The sequence below is a fragment of the Enterobacter sp. RHBSTW-00593 genome, assembly GCF_013784105.1.
Lineage (GTDB): Bacteria > Pseudomonadota > Gammaproteobacteria > Enterobacterales > Enterobacteriaceae > Enterobacter > Enterobacter ludwigii.
Genome location: NZ_CP056393.1, coordinates 930,750 through 947,948, shown reverse-complemented (window position 1 = coordinate 947,948; position 17,199 = coordinate 930,750). Strand labels below are relative to the sequence as shown.

Annotated in this window: 21 protein-coding genes; 5 read left to right on the top strand and 16 right to left on the bottom strand. The window is 54.1% G+C overall.

Features of this window, described 5'->3' with window-relative positions; all coding sequences use genetic code 11:
- The first annotated feature begins 51 nt into the window (after positions 1-51).
- Positions 52-966 carry a recombination-associated protein RdgC gene (rdgC, locus tag HV242_RS04510; RefSeq protein WP_014882739.1) on the top strand — a complete coding sequence of 305 codons (915 nt, stop codon included), beginning with the start codon at positions 52-54 and terminating at the stop codon, positions 964-966.
- A 45-nt stretch (positions 967-1,011) separates the two neighbouring features.
- On the opposite strand, the gene ppnP is transcribed toward rdgC, so the two are convergent.
- The 5 genes from ppnP to HV242_RS04485 all read right to left on the bottom strand — a co-directional run bounded on the left by ppnP (position 1,012) and on the right by HV242_RS04485 (position 3,649).
- Positions 1,012-1,299, bottom strand: coding sequence for a pyrimidine/purine nucleoside phosphorylase (gene ppnP / locus HV242_RS04505; RefSeq protein ID WP_014168827.1), 288 nt, complete (start codon positions 1,297-1,299; stop codon positions 1,012-1,014).
- 71 nt (positions 1,300-1,370) lie between these two features.
- Complete coding sequence (locus HV242_RS04500) at positions 1,371-2,048, bottom strand: AroM family protein (protein ID WP_025204994.1); 678 nt, start codon at positions 2,046-2,048, stop codon at positions 1,371-1,373.
- Positions 2,049-2,285: 237 nt separating this feature from the next.
- Positions 2,286-2,477, bottom strand: coding sequence for a protein YaiA (gene yaiA, locus HV242_RS04495; protein WP_013095817.1), 192 nt, complete (start codon positions 2,475-2,477; stop codon positions 2,286-2,288).
- Positions 2,478-2,521: 44 nt separating this feature from the next.
- On the bottom strand, positions 2,522-3,046 hold the full coding sequence (aroL, locus tag HV242_RS04490) for a shikimate kinase AroL (RefSeq protein WP_020885238.1): 525 nt from the start codon (positions 3,044-3,046) through the stop codon (positions 2,522-2,524).
- Positions 3,047-3,190: 144 nt separating this feature from the next.
- A complete protein-coding gene (locus tag HV242_RS04485; RefSeq protein WP_014168823.1) occupies positions 3,191-3,649 on the bottom strand; it encodes a YaiI/YqxD family protein in 459 nt (152 codons plus the stop codon).
- 97 nt (positions 3,650-3,746) lie between these two features.
- Here HV242_RS04485 and proC point away from each other — a divergent pair, with 97 nt between their 5' ends.
- The gene (proC, locus tag HV242_RS04480; protein WP_020885239.1) at positions 3,747-4,556 is read left to right on the top strand and encodes a pyrroline-5-carboxylate reductase; all 810 of its coding nucleotides are present in this window, start codon (positions 3,747-3,749) and stop codon (positions 4,554-4,556) included.
- Between the two features lie 16 nt (positions 4,557-4,572).
- Here the strand turns inward: proC and adrA are convergent, their stop codons facing one another.
- From adrA to HV242_RS04450, 6 genes are all read right to left on the bottom strand, one after another.
- Complete coding sequence (adrA, locus tag HV242_RS04475; RefSeq protein ID WP_047355632.1) at positions 4,573-5,676, bottom strand: diguanylate cyclase AdrA; 1,104 nt, start codon at positions 5,674-5,676, stop codon at positions 4,573-4,575.
- A gap of 101 nt (positions 5,677-5,777) precedes the next feature.
- Positions 5,778-6,098 carry a phosphate starvation-inducible protein PsiF gene (psiF, locus tag HV242_RS04470; RefSeq protein ID WP_014168820.1) on the bottom strand — a complete coding sequence of 107 codons (321 nt, stop codon included), beginning with the start codon at positions 6,096-6,098 and terminating at the stop codon, positions 5,778-5,780.
- 89 nt (positions 6,099-6,187) lie between these two features.
- A complete protein-coding gene (phoA, locus tag HV242_RS04465; RefSeq protein ID WP_020885241.1) occupies positions 6,188-7,603 on the bottom strand; it encodes an alkaline phosphatase in 1,416 nt (471 codons plus the stop codon).
- A 99-nt stretch (positions 7,604-7,702) separates the two neighbouring features.
- The gene (gene iraP, locus HV242_RS04460) at positions 7,703-7,963 is read right to left on the bottom strand and encodes an anti-adapter protein IraP (protein ID WP_014168818.1); all 261 of its coding nucleotides are present in this window, start codon (positions 7,961-7,963) and stop codon (positions 7,703-7,705) included.
- Between the two features lie 209 nt (positions 7,964-8,172).
- On the bottom strand, positions 8,173-9,387 hold the full coding sequence (locus HV242_RS04455; protein ID WP_025204998.1) for a multidrug efflux MFS transporter: 1,215 nt from the start codon (positions 9,385-9,387) through the stop codon (positions 8,173-8,175).
- A 169-nt stretch (positions 9,388-9,556) separates the two neighbouring features.
- Positions 9,557-10,240, bottom strand: coding sequence for an extensin-like domain-containing protein (locus HV242_RS04450; RefSeq protein WP_047355631.1), 684 nt, complete (start codon positions 10,238-10,240; stop codon positions 9,557-9,559).
- A gap of 103 nt (positions 10,241-10,343) precedes the next feature.
- Between HV242_RS04450 and ddlA the strand changes: the two genes are divergently transcribed.
- Positions 10,344-11,444 (top strand): D-alanine--D-alanine ligase, encoded by a 1,101-nt coding sequence (gene ddlA / locus HV242_RS04445; protein ID WP_020885244.1) that lies wholly within the window; start codon positions 10,344-10,346, stop codon positions 11,442-11,444.
- On the opposite strand, the gene HV242_RS04440 is transcribed toward ddlA, so the two are convergent.
- Positions 11,441-11,677 carry a DUF2754 family protein gene (locus HV242_RS04440; RefSeq protein WP_025205000.1) on the bottom strand — a complete coding sequence of 79 codons (237 nt, stop codon included), beginning with the start codon at positions 11,675-11,677 and terminating at the stop codon, positions 11,441-11,443. The two genes, ddlA and HV242_RS04440, sit on opposite strands and share 4 nt — an antisense overlap.
- Before the next feature lie 248 nt (positions 11,678-11,925).
- On the opposite strand from HV242_RS04440, the gene HV242_RS04435 reads away from it, so the two are divergent.
- Positions 11,926-12,228: a DUF2755 family protein gene (locus HV242_RS04435; protein ID WP_047355630.1), complete on the top strand. Its 303-nt coding sequence runs from the start codon at positions 11,926-11,928 to the stop codon at positions 12,226-12,228.
- Here HV242_RS04435 and HV242_RS04430 read toward each other — a convergent pair.
- From HV242_RS04430 to HV242_RS04420, 3 genes are all read right to left on the bottom strand, one after another.
- Positions 12,225-13,322: a DUF1615 domain-containing protein gene (locus HV242_RS04430; protein WP_014168812.1), complete on the bottom strand. Its 1,098-nt coding sequence runs from the start codon at positions 13,320-13,322 to the stop codon at positions 12,225-12,227. The genes HV242_RS04435 and HV242_RS04430 overlap by 4 nt on opposite strands.
- 14 nt (positions 13,323-13,336) lie before the next feature.
- Positions 13,337-14,557 carry a peptide antibiotic transporter SbmA gene (sbmA, locus tag HV242_RS04425; protein ID WP_014168811.1) on the bottom strand — a complete coding sequence of 407 codons (1,221 nt, stop codon included), beginning with the start codon at positions 14,555-14,557 and terminating at the stop codon, positions 13,337-13,339.
- Between the two features lie 111 nt (positions 14,558-14,668).
- Positions 14,669-15,202: an isochorismatase family protein gene (locus tag HV242_RS04420; RefSeq protein ID WP_047355628.1), complete on the bottom strand. Its 534-nt coding sequence runs from the start codon at positions 15,200-15,202 to the stop codon at positions 14,669-14,671.
- 204 nt (positions 15,203-15,406) lie between these two features.
- On the opposite strand from HV242_RS04420, the gene ampH reads away from it, so the two are divergent.
- Positions 15,407-16,573 (top strand): D-alanyl-D-alanine-carboxypeptidase/endopeptidase AmpH, encoded by a 1,167-nt coding sequence (gene ampH, locus HV242_RS04415; protein WP_020885249.1) that lies wholly within the window; start codon positions 15,407-15,409, stop codon positions 16,571-16,573.
- Here the strand turns inward: ampH and HV242_RS04410 are convergent.
- A complete protein-coding gene (locus tag HV242_RS04410) occupies positions 16,570-17,193 on the bottom strand; it encodes a helix-turn-helix domain-containing protein (protein WP_014168808.1) in 624 nt (207 codons plus the stop codon). The genes ampH and HV242_RS04410 overlap by 4 nt on opposite strands.
- Positions 17,194-17,199 lie beyond the last annotated feature (6 nt).

Here is a 17,199-nt window from a genome sequence, read left to right as displayed (position 1 = left end):
ACAATTCGTTATCATGCCCGCTGATTTAACGACAAGGCCGTGGAAATTATCATGCTGTGGTTCAAAAATTTGATGGTTTACCGTCTCAGCCGCGACGTTTCGCTGCGTGCAGAAGAGATGGAAAAACAGTTAGCCGCTTATAGCTTTTCCCCTTGCGGTAGCCAGGATATGGCCAAAACCGGTTGGGTTCCTCCAATGGGTTCACAAAGCGATGCATTGACCCACGCCAGCAGCACGGGTCAAATCATCGTCTGCGCCCGCAAAGAAGAAAAAATTCTGCCCACGCCGGTGGTCAAGCAGGCGCTCGAAGCGAAAATTTTCAAGCTTGAAGCCGAACAGGGTCGCAAGCTGAAAAAAACCGAAAAAGATTCGCTGAAAGACGAAGTTCTGCACTCTCTGCTGCCGCGCGCCTTTAGCCGTTTCAGCCAGACAATGATGTGGATCGATACCGTTAACGGGCTGATCATGGTGGACTGCGCCAGCGCCAAAAAAGCGGAAGATACGCTGGCCCTGCTGCGCAAAAGCATCGGATCGTTACCGGTCGTTCCGCTGGCGCTGGAAACGCCGATTGAACTGACCCTGACCGAATGGGTGCGCAGCGGTACAGCGGCCCAGGGCTTCCAGATCCTTGATGAAGCTGAGCTCAAAGCCCTGCTCGAAGATGGCGGCGTGATCCGCGCGAAAAAGCAGGATCTGGTGAGCGACGAAATCGCCGTACACATTGAAGCGGGCAAAGTGGTGACCAAACTGGCACTCGACTGGCAGCAGCGTATTCAGTTTGTGATGTGCGATGACGGCTCGGTGAAGCGTCTGAAATTCTGCGATGAGCTGCGCGATCAGAACGAAGATATCGATCGTGAAGATTACGCCCAGCGCTTTGACGCGGACTTTATCCTGATGACCGGAGAGCTGGCAGCGTTAATTCAGAATCTGGTGGAAGGCCTCGGCGGCGAAGCGCAGCGGTAATGCCTGCAGTGACCCTCTCCCGGCAGGGAGAGGGAATAAAACGTTTTATTTCAGGTAGCGGCACAGATAAGAGGTCGGTTCAGCAACCTGCAGATGGAATTCGCTGTGGCCAGGGACGTTGAACGCTTGTCCGGCAGAGTAAACTTTCCATTCTGTTTCCCCCGGCAGTAAGACGTTGAGCGCACCGCTGATCACCGTCATCTCTTCAGCTTCGGCTGTACCAAAGGTGTATTCCCCTTCAGCCATAACGCCAACACTGGCGCGGCCAGTGCTGCTGCTGGTAAAACCAATGGATTTCACTTTACCGGAAAAGTATTCGTTACTTTGAAGCATGAACTGGCCCTTATATTTTTAGATAAAAATTCACTATAGGGGCCATGATCATCACCTGTCACGCAAAATCATTAGATCAACAGCTCTGCGGCCAGCCGGGCCATCAGAACATTGGACAACAGCACCGGAACATCCAGCGCCTTTTGCAGTAAATCACGGTGGTGCTGGTGGAATCCAAGGCAGTCCAGAATCAACACATCGGCCCCTCTCTCCAGCAGTTCCCGTCCTGCCTCAATCAGCGCGGCCTCGCTGTCCCAGAAGGGATTGGCCAGCGCATACAAAGGCATTTTTTCGAGTACGTGCCATTTTGCCGTCTGGTTGTCCATGAGCTCTTCAATGGGAACAATGACCCCCACCTGATGCCCGTCAACAATGGAGGCCACCAGCGGCGGAATGATCCGCATCGGCTCCAGCAAAATCGCATTACGGGCGATGAGTCCCTTAACAGGTGCAGTACTCATCAGTAAAATAACGTCATAGCCTTGATTATCGAGCACTTCTATTACGCTCTGCAGCGAGCGCTCGATTTTCTGACGCGAAACATGCGCCAGTTTACCGTCACTTAATAACGTCGCCAGGGGATCCTCCCCCGCCTCTACAGCGTAGTCTTCCATGACCTCTTCCCGACTCATCTTCCCCAGCAGGCTTAGATGCGTTATCTGTTGTTCAGATACATGCTCGGTTAAGAGCGGTAACACTTCGCTTACAGGGACCACACCAATAGTGAGGATCGCCAACGTCGCCTTCATCTTCATCGCCTTCCATTACCGCTAAATCTTTCACACAGGTACAGGCTCACTACGCTGCACAGTTCGTTTTTTCAACAAAACAGCACCAAGCGTAGCAGGTGATCCCCATCGCGAAATGTAAAGATCGCCTGCCCATTACGGAGTTACCTGTAATAACTAAATATTAACTCCTGCTTAACATTTGCGATGAGTAAAAAGTGTGATTCAGGCACGGTATTTAGCCCTTTAGGAATTCATTCACGACTTATCAGGATCTTCGTAGCGCCGTTTGGCATCCAGCGCTTCCTGTTCAGTTTCATGTTCACTGATCAGAGAGTCTGGTTTGGGGTGATCGGCACGCAGCTGATACCAGGTGACGGTTTGATCGCCATTACCTTTTTCAACGGTAACGATGCGTGCTTCACGTGGATAGGGAGGTCTGGTTGGCATAGCTCATCCTTTTTTTATGTCTGAGCTATAAGTATAGACGCCGCTTAGCTGGCACAAGCCAAACGCAGGGCGGTAATAATCTGAATTACCACATCCTCGGGTGAAGCGGAAGCATCCACAACGTGGTGTGCCGCTTCGCGGTATAACGCATCGCGTTCGGCCAGCACTTCGCTCACCTCTTCGCTGAGCGGCCGGGAGGTCAGCGCAGGACGTTGTCCCTCTTCCGGAAATGCTTCCAGCCGCCCTACCAGGGCCGAAACGGGTGCGCTGAGGTAGATGACAATCCCTTTTTCGCGCATAAAGCGACGGTTACACTCGGCGAGAACAATGCCGCCACCGGTTGCGATAACAGCAGACGGCGTGGTGACCGCCTTCAGCGCGGCCGTTTCACGGGCGCGAAAGCTCTCCCACCCCTCTTGCTCAACGATTTCCGCGATGCTTTTCCCGGCTTCGGTTTGCAGCCAGTGGTCGGTATCAACAAACTGACGATCGCACGCGCGTGCCAGTTCCAGGCCAACGGTGGTTTTCCCACAGCCGCGGGGGCCAACTAAAAAGATGGGTTGGGTCATAACCAGGTGTTCCCCTTGATGCCGGATGGCCGAAGAGCGTAAAGAAATAATTGCAGAAGATGTTGCGTTTACTTTACTGCAAAGCGGTACGGGATGACAACCCTGCGGAGGCCATACTGTACCACAAAGTGACAATGGTTATCATTACGCAGTGCGACGCTTGACTTCGAGCAGCCACTTATCAAGCTCTGCGGCGAACTGCTGGCGATCGCGCTGGGACAGGCTGTCTGGCCCGCCGGTTTGCACGCCGCTGGCGCGAAGCGTATCCATAAAATCACGCATGGTGAGTCTTTCACGAATGGTCGCCGGCGAATAACGCTCCCCTCTCGGGTTCAGCGCCGCCGCTCCCTTTTCAATTACTTCCGCGGCCAGCGGGATATCCGCCGTGATCACCAGATCCTCGGGGCTACACAGACGCACAATCTCGTTATCCGCCACGTCAAAGCCAGCCGGAACCCGCAACGCGCGAATAAATCGGGAAGGCGGTACGCGAATATTCTGGTTCGCCACCAGCGTAAGCGGCATCTGCACGCGCTCGGCCGCGCGGAATAAAATCTCTTTAATCACATTCGGACACGCGTCCGCATCAACCCAAATCGCCATATTGTCTCCCCATAATGATTCTGCCGACTATTGTCGCCTGCATTTCGTTGTTAAGCTATCAATCAGAGAAAACAACGCATAATGACGGAGAATCGTGATGGATAAGAAAATCGGGTTTATCGGCTGCGGTAACATGGGCAAAGCCATCCTGGGTGGCCTGATCGCCAGCGGACAGGTGCTGCCGGGTCAGATTTGGGTCTACACCCCATCACCGGACAACGTCGCCGCGTTACGCGATCGATACGGGATCAACGCAGCCGAAAGCGCCCAGGAAGTGGCTCAGGTAGCCGATATTGTCTTTGGCGCCGTCAAGCCGAACATCATGATCAAAGTGCTGAGCGACATCACCACCAGCCTGAACAAAGAGACACTGGTCGTATCGATTGCCGCGGGCGTCACGCTCGATCAGCTGGCGCGCGCGCTGGGTCATGACCGTAAAATCGTACGCGCTATGCCGAATACCCCGTCACTGGTCAACGCCGGCATGACCTCCGTCACGCCTAACGCGCTGGTGACGTCGGAAGACGTGGCGGATGTCCTGAACATCTTCCGCTGCTTCGGTGAAGCGGAAGTCATTGCCGAGTCTATGATCCATCCGGTAGTGGGAGTGAGCGGTTCAGCGCCTGCGTATGTCTTTATGTTTTTAGAAGCGATGGCCGACGCTGCGGTGCTTGGCGGTATGCCACGAGCGCAGGCGTATAAATTCGCTGCACAGGCCGTGATGGGCTCTGCCAAAATGGTGCTGGAGACCGGTAAGCATCCGGGTGAACTGAAAGATATGGTCTGCTCGCCTGGCGGAACCACTATCGAGGCGGTGCGGGTGCTGGAAGAGCGCGGCTTCCGTTCGGCCGTTATTGAAGCGATGACAAAATGCATGGAAAAATCAGAGAAACTGAGTAAATCCTGATTATCTGAGCCGGACGTCAGGCGGCCACCTCGGTGCGGCCGCGTCCGGCATTTTTCGCTTTATACAGCGCCACATCGGCCGCTTTTAACCACTCCCGATAGTGCCCAAACTGCGGTCCCCAGGGCGCGACACCGACGCTAATACGCAGAGATTCCTTGGGCGCACACGGTAACGACAGCGTTTCCAGCCGCTCATGTACGCGTGACATCACGGCGATGGCACTGTCAGCCGCCGTCCGGGACATGATCACCGCAAACTCATCCCCGCCAAAACGGCCTATCGCATCCCCGGAACGCACCGTTAGCTGCAGTTGCCGCGTCAGGGCAATGATCGCTTCATCACCCACATCGTGGCCCCAGGTGTCATTGATATTCTTAAAATGATCGATATCGATAAGCAAAATCGTGGCGGTGCAGTGGTTGCGGCGACAGTGTTCAAATTCATTTCTCAGCAGCACTTCCCAGTGCCGGCGATTAAAGACGCCGGTCATGCCGTCGCGGGTACTCATCAGCTCCAGCCGCCGTTTATGCTCTGCAAGCCTGATGGCAGTACGATGGCTGAGCCAGGCAAATAGCATCGGATACAACACCAGGACGGGAAGCGTTAAGCCCCATGCCAGAGGCTCCGGGTTAAAGACAGCCACCCGGCCCACAACGGGGAGCGTCACCAGGGAAGACAGAAGGGTTAACATCATGCCGGTAAAAAACAGCCGACAGCCGCCGGACCCCATCATGTTCATTCCCACCATCATCAGCAGCGCTGCCGTAGGTAGCGCATTGATCCCCATCATGCCGATCCAAAGCCCGGCAATAATGGCATCAATCTTCAGATTAAAATGTTCCTGCTGATGAGGAGAAGCAGTGCGGCAGGACCACTGCCAGGCGAAATGGGGCCAGATAAATGCCCACCCCACCAGGAACAACCACCAGACGCCGGATACAGAAAAGGTGACCAGCACGCCAGAGAGGGGGAAGAACATCGCCGCCAGTCCGACAACACGCGCCAGCCGGGCTCGCCGGGCAAACGGGATCCCGGTACGGTGGGGGTCATCCTGAGAAAGGGTCATATTCCACTCTTCCCGAATGCGCTTTATATTGTAATAAGATTCATCATTCATCATTTTTGGGAATATTCTGAAATATTTCCCAAATTATAGAGAGGGGGCTTACGGGGAAAGTATGAAATTTCGGGTGAGCCGCCGGGGCCACTCACCCGATAGGACTACACGTTTTTCTTCAGACAGGCACTCATGAACTTGCTGCGATCGTCGCCTTTCAGGGACTGTTCGGTCGCTTTCGCATTACACTCGCGCATTTTTTGCTGCTGCGGCGTCAGGCTTTTCTCACCCGGCTTCGCGGCACCGTTTTTGAGGCAACCGCTCATGTAGGTCTTACGGGCATCGCCCTTCAGGCTCTGTGCGGTCGCCTGTTGATTACAGGTGGTCATGCGTTGCTGCTGCGGCGTTAATGTTTTCTCTTCCGCGTTCGCCGATGAGATCAGGAACAGACCCGAGAGCAGAGTAACCAGTAATGTTGTTTTCATTGCACCATCCTTTTGTGAACATTCACTGTAAGTCTGGTTCGTGACAGGAAAAAAACCACCCGGCAGATGTGATTTCCGCCGGGCTTTTATTATTTCAGCCCCAAAGCCGCTTTCATGGTGTAGAACAGATCCGTTTGATCGGTCAGCCCTACCACGTTTGCCGCATGCGGACCGTATGCTGCGATGCGCAGCTGGGTTCCGGTATGCTCCATGGACTCTTCTTCAGAGTTGCCATAGCTCAACACCATCACCGCGCCATCTTTGGTGTTCAGCGCCTGCGTCAGGCCCGGTGCTTTGGTATCCGCTGGGATGATCTGGCTGGCGTGCGCATGGTCTGCGGTAACGACCACCAGGGTATTGCCGTCTTTCTTCGCGAACTCAAGTGCCTTCTGCACTGCTTCGTCCAGATCGACCGTCTCGCCAATCTGACCGCACGGGTTAGCCGCATGATCCTGTTTATCGATAGACGCGCCTTCCACCTGCAGGAAGAAGCCCTTTTCACTCTTGCTCAGCAGTGAGATCGCTTTATCGGTCATCGCTGCCAGCGTCGGGATGCTGTCGGTACGTTTTGGGTTTGGCGTACAGGTTACGGCAGGCTTATCAATGTTGCCGTGGTAGGACGCTTTTGGCCCTTCCCAGCGCACCGGCATATTGCCATCAGAGAAAAGACCCAGCAGCGGTTTATCCTGGCTTGCTTCGGTAATCGCCGCCAGAGAAGATGCATCACTCACCAGCTGATAGCCGCGAGCCTGCGCCTGCTCACGCAGCGTTTTGCCCTGCCATTCGCCCGCCGTTGCGGTTTCCGCGAAGGTTTTCGCCCCGCCGCCCAGCGTCACGTCAGGACGTGCGTTCAACAGTTGTTCCGTAATCGAGCCTTTGCCGCCCTTTTCCAGCGCGTTAGTCGGGCATTTTTCGCTGGTCACCGACGGGCCGTAGCATTTACGCGAGGTGACATGCGCCACCAGCGCCGCTGGCGTTGCATCCTGAAGTTCAGCCGTAGAGACGTTGCCGGTAGCCAGTCCCGCCGCTTTAGCCATCTCCAGAATGGTCTGGTGATCTTTTTCGTGAATATCCACACCCAGCGCACCATTATAGGTTTTCACACCCGTGGACCACGCCGTGGCAGAGGCAGCAGAATCCGTCACGTAATCGGGTTTACCGGTTTTTTTATCCAGCGCGTAATGGGTATATTGTCCGGTGAGAGGCAGTGCGTCGATACCTTTAAAAAAGCCGCCCGCGCCTTCGGCATAATTTCGTGCTGCCGTTATTTCGGAATCGCCCATCCCGTCGCCAATCAGCAGAATAATGTTTTTAGCGGGTTTCTCATTCAGCGAAGCGCGAATGGCGGCGGTTTGATCTTCAGTCAACCGGCGCGCGCCGCCAGGCTGGGTGATATCCCCTTTGGCCGCACGATTATCCAGCACGCTGGTATTGTGATTGTCGGCATAAATAGCGGGTGACATTAACAGGGGAAGTAATGCGATGAAAAGTGCGCTCTGTTTCAATTTATTTTCTCCATGTACAAATACATAAAAAATAAAACAGAGCGACTATAGGCATCCTGCATGACAATTCTATGACACGCCGTCAGGTTCCGTTATGGTTTAGTTGCGAGGATGCCTTAACAGCTTTTTTACGTACTGGCGGAGCATTTCAGCATCCTCAACCGGCACCTGGGAATCGGGTCTGACGCTTTCCAGCGCGCCTTCAACGTTCTCAATCAACGTCTGTTGTTCGTTTTTCGCCATTTGTCGCAGCAGCGCGGTGACCACAATTTCCAGCGCTTCAACCTGGGCGACCAACTCTTTTGACTCTTCTTCCTTTTGTGCAAGCTTGACCAACAACTCAGCAATGAGATTTTTCATGGTGCTATTTCCTTATCCGTTTTGTCTGAACTTAGCATTCTGAATCCATTATGCAAAGAGAAGAAATTTATTATGTTATGCAAAAGTGATGCGGCAGGAAAAATAGATTACTCGCGGCTTTCAGCGAAACGTTTTTCTATAAAAAACGCCGCATTTAGTTATATAAAAATGCGGCGACCATAAGAATATATAATACATCTACGAAACGACTATCGCGCCGACTTCGCCTCTGCCATTTGTCTGCGGCGACGCAGTGCAATAGCCAGTTGAATTATATTTATCAGCACCACAATAGCGGTAGCAGCAAATACCCAACGGAAACCGGCCATTGCCGAAACAGCGGCTCCCATAAGCGGACCGGCAACGTTACCTAAATACATAAACGACTGGTTATAGCCAAAAATACGGCCCGTTACCTGGTCACTGGAATATTTCACCAGCAATGTTTGCACCGCGGGTAACATCGCACCATCGGCAAAGCCCAGCAGAAACCGCAGCACGCCAAGCTGAAGCGGAGAAGTGACAAACGACATTGCGAAAAAGAGCACCACCGCAAAAATCAGCGTGGCCATCAGGATACGCGCCGTGCCGATCCTGTCGCCCAGTTTTCCAAGGCGTGGCGCCGAAATGAGGGCTGATACGCCCGGGACGGCGGCAATCATCCCGCTGAGGAAAGCAATATTATTGCTGTCTGGCTCCATCGACTTAATAAACAGCGCCAGAATCGGGCCGACCGAACCGTTGCAAAGCTGGATCACCATGGTGGTCACAAACAGGCTGATCATCAGGCCCGGATAGGGCAGCGAGGCGAAGACGGCCTTGCCACTCAGGCGTTCAGCTTTGCTGATGACGGGGCGTCCTCCCTCTTTAATGAGGAAGAGCGTGACCAGAAAACTGACCACCAGCAGGATGGCCGTAATGATAAACACCGCGCGCAACCCCACATGATCGGCGAGGAAGCCCCCTAGCAGCGGGCCGCCAATGACCCCGCTTATCTGAGCAGTAGAGAGCGTACTCAGCGCCCAGCCGCTGCGTTCACGGGGCACCTGCGAGGCCACCAGCGCCATGGCATTCGGAATATACCCGGACGTCAGCCCCATCACCGCTCGCAGGAAAAAGAGCTGCCATACGTTAGTGGCAAAGGCCTGCAGCAGAATGGCTATCGCCATCCCCAGCGATGCGCGCAGCAGCATCAGCTTGCGCCCTTTGCGGTCGGCCAGACTCCCCCACATCGGCGAGACGATGGCAGAGACCAGAAACGTGACGCTGAACGTCAGACCTGACCACATGGAGAGCGCTTCATGGGAGGTAACGCCCAGCTGCGACACGTACAGTGGCAGGAAGGGCAATATCTGGCTGATGGCCAGTCCGGTAAAGAAGCACCCGAACCAGACCGAGATGAGATTAACTTTCCAGGATTCCATAAAAGAAATAGTCTTCATTTTTAGGCGAATTCGCCGACAGATTAGCAAGTTACGCGTTATGACGTCGCACCAGAGATGCGCACTTGCCGACTTTGGTGTTTTATCTTCCCAGTCATCATATTTGTGAAATAAGTCACAAATCATCCATTTTCTGACGGAATATTATGCTTCAGCGGCAGAGACCGAAACCGCGCATCCCCAGGTGAAAGTGGCTGGCATGGGCAGCGTTATACTCTGGCCCCAGGCTGTTACCGTAATAGCTGCAGCTCGCCGCCAGCATGCCTTTCAGCCATGGCTGCGTTTTTGTCGCCTTCCAGCCGTTTTGTACCGTGACCCTCTCACCGTTTGCCAGCCCAAACGCCGTGATATCCAGCGCCTCTGCCGTAGCATGTTCACTGCGTCGCGCGTCGGGGCGATGGTAAATGTTGCGGCAGGCAAAGCTGCCGAGATGCTCAATACGCGTCAGCTCACTTCCCGTATAGCTTCTGGTGAGTGGCCGGGCCTGCTGGCTGATAAACAAGGCAGAACTGAGCGCCAGCGGGCAGCTCGCAAGGAAACTGCTGTTCAGGCTGACCGGACCGAAGTTACGTACCCGGACGACGTTACGGAGTGGACACTCCCCACCGCTGTCTGCGACCGGTTGTGTGCGGATAAGCGCGCGTTGATTGGCCTGCGATAACAGACTCGTGCACGCCTGGGGCGTTAAGTTCCGAAGCTTATACTGGGTAATGCGGCCTGGCGGGTCGTCGAGATGTAGCGGCGTGAAAGGGTTGTAGTAAGACGGCAACCAGTGATACCCCACCGTTGCGACAGCCGCAATAATGAAAACGGTCAGCAGAGTTTTTCCTTTCACGCTCCCCCCTTAACATTCCCCACAACATTATGGCAGAAGGCCGCGAAACCCGCTGGGCATCGTGGTATGTTATTGGTTTTTCGTCAGACTGGAAGAGAGTGAGATGGCAAAGCAGCGCGTAGGTATTGTCTTTGGGGGAAAATCAGCGGAGCACGAGGTTTCATTGCAATCGGCCAAAAATATCGTCGATGCAATCGATAAAAGCCGTTTCGACGTGGTGCTGCTGGGCATAGATAAACAGGGGCAGTGGCATGTCAACGATGCCAGCCAGTATCTGTTAAATGCTGACGATCCGGCGCATATCGCCCTGAATCCTTCTGCAATCAGCGTCGCTACCGTACCCGGCGTGGTGCAAGGGCAGCTCATCGACGCCGGTAATGCGCAGTCTCTCGCCCAGATTGACGTGGTCTTCCCTATCGTTCATGGCACCCTTGGCGAAGATGGTTCGCTGCAGGGGATGCTGCGCATGGCCAACCTGCCGTTTGTCGGTTCTGATGTGCTGGGTTCCGCTGCCTGTATGGATAAAGACGTCACCAAGCGCCTGCTGCGTGATGCGGGGCTGAATATTGCGCCGTTTGTCACCCTCACCCGCGCCAACCGTGACCAACACAGCTTCGCTCAGATTTCCGGTCAGCTGGGCCTGCCGCTGTTTGTGAAACCCGCAAACCAGGGGTCTTCCGTCGGGGTCAGCAAGGTGACAAGCGAAGCGCAGTTCACGCAAGCGGTCAGCCTGGCGTTTGAGTTTGACCATAAAGTGGTGGTTGAGCAGGGCATCAAAGGCCGCGAAATTGAGTGCGCCGTGCTGGGCAACGATTTCCCACAGGCAAGCACCTGCGGTGAAGTGGTGTTAAACAGTGATTTTTACTCTTACGACACCAAATACATTGATGATAAAGGCGCCCAGGTTGTTGTGCCTGCGAATATCGATCCGGCAATCAACGATAAGATCCGCGCGATCGCGATTAACGCTTATCAGACGCTCGGCTGCAGCGGCATGGCGCGCGTGGATGTATTCCTGACGCCTGAAAACGAGGTGGTGATTAATGAAATCAACACCCTGCCGGGCTTCACCAACATCAGCATGTATCCCAAGCTGTGGCAGGCCAGCGGGCTTAGCTACTCAGCACTTATCACCCGCCTGATTGAACTGGCGCTGGAGCGTCATGCTGCGGACAGCGCCCTGAAAAGCTCCGTAAACGGTTAATCGGGAGTTTTCGCCGTTTCCGTCTCATCCGCTGTCGTCTCTTCAGGACGACGGCGGATAATCATCCCCGCCAGCCAGAAGCTGATAACCCAGGTCACCAGACCCACGGCATACGTTTGCCACCCTTTTGCTTCAAATCCCAACAGCCCCACGACACCGTTAAGAATAAAGATCAGCCCAATAGCAAAGGCGTAGTAATGCCAGTCACGGCGTAGTTTGGAAGTGAGCTTCATGACAACTCCGGCAGGAAAAAAAGATATCCTCTCACAGATTTATGACGAGGTCTGTGGCTGATGCGGAAATTCTGAAACACGCTGTTGTTTCAATTAAGTTAAGAAATTGTGATGCGCTGCAGAATTCGACAATCCAGGAGAATTCCTTAGGGTAAATTAACACGATTCTGATATTGACAAATGCTATGACCTGTCAAACTCACCCTGTAAGACGCATATAAAACAGCGTGATTTATCGGGAGGTCGTGATGGCTGACTTTACATTGTCGAAACCGATTTTTGGCGGTAAACAACCAAAAACCTCCACGGCGGGTAATATCGCTTATGCCCTGTTTGTCTTGTTCTGTTTCTGGGCGGGTTCGCAGCTACTCAATATGCTGGTTCATGCACCAGGAGTCTATGAACACCTGATGCAGGTGCAGGATAACGGACGCCCGCGAGTGGAAATTGGCTTTGGCGTAAGCACCCTGTTTGGCCTGATTCCTTTCCTCGCAGGGTGTATGATTTTAGGCGTTGTGGCATTAGTAATGCGTTTTCGCCGTCGCTTTTAAAGCCCCATACAGCGAGCCCGGCGGTCATCCACGCGTTTTGCGAACCAGGCGGTTGTCAGGTTACGCGTGATCTTCGGGCTTTCCAGCTGAATACCCGGCAGGATTGCCCTCGGTAATGTTTTCCCACTTTTCTGTTCTGCAAGCGTAAAGACTTTCTTGTACAGATCGGTTTTCTCAAACGCCAGACTATCGCCTTTCTCAAGCTGATGGCGAATGTCGCTCTCACTCATGCCAAGCCTGTTCGATAATTTCCGCACCGCCCGCTCCGTGGTGCCAGCCTCGCTGCTGCCATAGGCAATAAGATCGCCATCCAGTGCCAGCTTCACGCCGCTCGCGCGGCTGACCGCATTCTGAAACGCCGCGTTACGGCTGGCATACCAGCCTGCATTAAAGTCCGCAAAGCGGTACAGCGGCTCACTGTAATTCGCCGGATAGTTCAGCAGATGATAAGTGCCGAACCACAGGCCGCCACGCAGGGAGAAGACCTCCTGACGCACCGTACCGTCGATTTTCCACGGGTAGCCGTCGGTATGCTTTTCCGCAAAGGCAATGCTGACCTGCATCGGCCCGCCGGTGTGTACCGGGTTAAGTGAACCAAACAGTGTCTGCCCCATCGGCACCATGCTGATGAAATCATCAAAGATGGCGCTGAGCTGTTTCTCGGTTTTTACCGTGTCCAGCCGTTCGCTGTAGCTTTTTCCATTTGGCGAGGTGATCTTAAACGCGGTATGCACGAGGAATACCGGGATATGCATCGATTCCGCACGGCGGTCGATCTCTTTCCAGGCTATTTTGTTCAGACCCGGCACGACCGGGTCTGACTGGTACATTGATTCCTGCTGCGCCACCGCCAGTACCGAGCAGATGTTCTCCTCGGTAGGAGCAATCTTCTGGCTTTCAAAGGTTTTTGCCAGCGCATCCGCCCATGCATTGCGATCTTTCACGCTGGCGGGCATTTTTTGCCGCACAACGCTTGCCACATCAACAGGCTTTTCCCCTTCTTTAAGCGGGGCAGCCCCTTTTTCGGCACACCCCACCAGCACCAGAGCGGCCAGTAAGGACAACGGTAACGCACGCGGTACGGCAAAGGTCATAGCAACTCCCTGTATTAGCTAAATGTATTGGTAACTTCCTGCAGTTCCTGGCCGTCCAGCTCACGCTCAAAGCTGCGTAAACGTTTATAGATGGACATCAGTTCCACCAGCGTGGTCCAGGAGCTGATCAGATACTGGAATGAGCCACGCACCTGACCAAAAACGTTAGTTATCTGGGTCATCAGGCCGAGCGTAATCGTACCCGCAACGATGGACGGGAACAGCAGGAACAAACCGAAAACGTTATCGACCTGCAGATACAAAATGCGCGCAATATTGAAATACATATAGTGGAAGTAGAGACGGAAGTAGTTGCGACGCACGGCACCAAACAGCTCGCGTACGGTTGGTGGCGAGGCGCGGTTAGCATCATCTTCACCATAGACCAGCTCTTTACGATAAGCCGCTTCCACGCGTTGATTTTTAAACTCCAGCCCCGGCAGCTTAATCCCGACCACCGCCAGCAGCCCCGTCCCCATCAGAGACCAGACAATCGCCGCAATCACCAGCCCATACGGCAGATGACCGACAAGAGGCAGATCCGGCACGTGAGCCGAGAGCGTCACCAGCACCGGCAGGAAGGCAATCAGCGTCATGATGGCGTTGATAAAGCTGACGCCCATGTCTTCAAGGGTGGAGGCAAAACGCATGGTGTCTTCCTGCACACGCTGTGCTGCACCTTCGATATGACGCAGGTGTTGCCAGTGCGCCATATAGTGTTCGTTCATCGCGGTACGCCAGCGGAAAACGTAGTGGCTGACGAAGAAGTTGTTCATCACCCCGATCACCACCGCAATCAACGCGATACCGAGGAAAATGCCCACCTCATGGTAAAACTGATTAATGGTTACCTTATGCGGCGAACTCAGCGCGGTCTGGATAAGGTCGTAGAACGGGGCATACCAGGCGTTTACTGCCACCCCCACTTCCACCAGGAACCAGGTCACAAAGATAATCAGCGAGGTTCCCAGAATCGACCAGTATTGCCAGCGGTGCGGCGCATAGACAAACCAGAACAGGGCAAACAGGCCAACGCATACCATGTAGTAGGCGTAAAACAGCAAATAGCTAAGCGACCAGAAGCGAGCGGCACTGATCGGGACGTCACCCGTTGCGCCCGTAATGCGGGCCAGCCACGCCCCGCCGCCAGCCTGCCAGAAAATGACAGCGATCAGTGCCCAAATAAATGCCGACAGGAAAAAAGGCCCCGGCTTTGGGAAAAAAGACTTAAACATAATGCATCCTTCTTGTTGTTATGGCTGTTGCTGTGCTCAACACATCACCACACGAAAATCTCGCCTGAGCCAGACGGCGCAGGCAAAAAGGTCAGACCCGAGGGTTAATTATTAGTTCGCTTTCCAGTTTTCGAGAATTGTTTCGGTGCGTTTCACCGCGAGAGGATTGGCCGGCGCGATAAAGTCACGCCAGACGTCGTTGTAATGGTTAATCAGAATGGGCGCATCGGCTGCCGGACGATTAGCCGTGGTATGGGCATCTTGCGCCACGGTAATGTGATAGCCACGGCTGACCCCGTTCTTGATGGTCGCGTCGACACAGTAATCGGTGGCACAGCCGCAGATGACAAACTCGCGAATACCTTGCTCGCGCAGCACCGCTTCAAGTGCGGTGTTATAAAATGCATCGCAGGCAGTCTTGGTGACGTAAAGCGCGTCAGCGGGCTGATGGAGTTCAGGGAGCAGCGCAAACCCTTCGCTCCCCTCTTCCAGACCGCCTTCACCGGTATGCTGAATAAAAATCACCCGTTCGGCGGCCTGCGTGAGCTGATTGATAAGCGAAACACATTTTTCGCGCTGGTAACGCGGCGTTGCAAACACCCCTTGCTGCATATCGACAACCATAACCACACGCTTCACTGACATATCGTTCTCCGCAAGATTGAGTGAAACTGGCCTCTATCATACGGCCGATGTCACAAAATGGGAGACTGGTCGCCAGGAAATTATGCTTATTTACCCATGGTTACGTTTTTCTCGCTATCGTTATGCAATTCGGGGCATTTCACCGTGCGCTTTAGTAGTATAAATACCCATTACTTTTCTCATTCAATTCATGGATGCTTTTCGTTGAAACGTTGTCTGCTCTCTTTTGCCGCGCTGTGTGCGGTGAGCTTCTCCACCGCCCAGGCAGCTCAGCCGCTGACGGCCCCCGTTTTGGCTTCAGATATTGCCGATCGCTACGCGAACCTTATCTATTACGGCAGTGGCGCGACCGGGATGGCGATGGTGGTCATCGACGGCAACCAGCGCGTATTTCGCAGCTTTGGCGAAACGCGACCGGGAAATAACGTTCACCCGCAGCTGGATTCCGTGATCCGCATTGCGTCCTTAACCAAGCTGATGACCAGCGAAATGCTGGTAAAATTACTCGATCAGGGCGTGGTCAAGCTCGACGATCCGCTCAGCAAATATGCGCCGCCAGGCGCACGCGTTCCAACCTATCAGGGCACGCCCATCACGCTGGTAAACCTTGCCACCCATACCAGCGCGCTGCCTCGCGAACAACCCGGCGGCGCGGCGCACCGTGACGTTTTTGTCTGGCCAACGCGCGAACAGCGCTGGAACTACCTGAGCACCGCCACCCTGAAATCGGCCCCGGGTTCACAGGCATCTTACTCAAACCTGGCGTTTGACCTGCTGGCAGATGCGCTCTCGACGGCAGCAGGCAAACCTTACCCGCAGCTCTTTGAAGAGCAGATAACGCGCCCGCTCGGCATGAAGGACACCACCTTTACCCCTTCTCCGGATCAGTGCCGACGCCTGATGGTGGCAGAGAAAGGCGCAAGCCCGTGTAATAACACCCTGGCAGCCATCGGCAGTGGTGGGGTCTATTCAACGCCAGGCGACATGATGCGCTGGATGCAGCAGTTCCTCTCATCAGATTTCTATGCGCGCAGTCACCAGGCCGATCGCATGCAGACCCTGATTTACCAGCGTAGCCAGTTGCACCGCGTGATCGGCATGGACGTACCGGGTAAAGCCGACGCGCTGGGCATGGGCTGGGTCTATATGGCACCCAAAAATGGCCGACCGGGCATTATTCAGAAAACCGGTGGCGGCGGTGGATTCATCACCTATATGGCGATGATCCCGCAGTCCAACGTGGGCGCGTTTGTGGTCGTCACCCGCTCTCCAAATACGCGTTTCGTCAATATGAGCGATGGCATCAATAACCTGGTGGCTGAGCTGAGCGCCAATAAAGCCCAGGTGCTCACCGCCTCCATCCAGCCTTAATATTCCGTGGGCAAACGGTTGATGCTGACCAGTTTGCCCCGGCTCATATTGATGTAGTTGCCTTGTCGCAAAGCAGCGAGCACTTCGGCAACGACAGAGCGTGAAATACGCGTGCTTTGCTGTATATGATTCATCACACCAATTTTTGAACGCAGCGTTTCATCCCACTCGGCCATATTCAGTAGCATTGCGCGGATCTGGTGATAGGAGTTATTTCCCACCAGCTGCCTGTCGCGTTTGCCCAGAATGTAATTTATCCAGGATAACCAGCAAAACGCGTCTTTCCAGAGCGAATGCTGTTGAATGAGTTGACGGGTGGTCGCCGCGGGCAAATAAAAACCGGTACAGGCCGTTTTGGCAGTGACTCTGTATTCCTGACTGTGATTAATCACTACGGCAGACAGGCCAAAAATAAAAGGGGCTGACGCAATGCCAACCAGCAGATCGTCTGAATGACGATAAACTTCAATAACGCCGGTCTGGAATACGTAGGTACAAGGCTCACTCCCCTTGCCCGAGGTAATTAATTGCTGTGGAGCAGATTTAAACGGGGTACTGGCTGCTATCAAACATGCTTCGAGCCGGCTTAATTCAGAAAGTGGTTTCGCATTAACGTTCATGCAGAC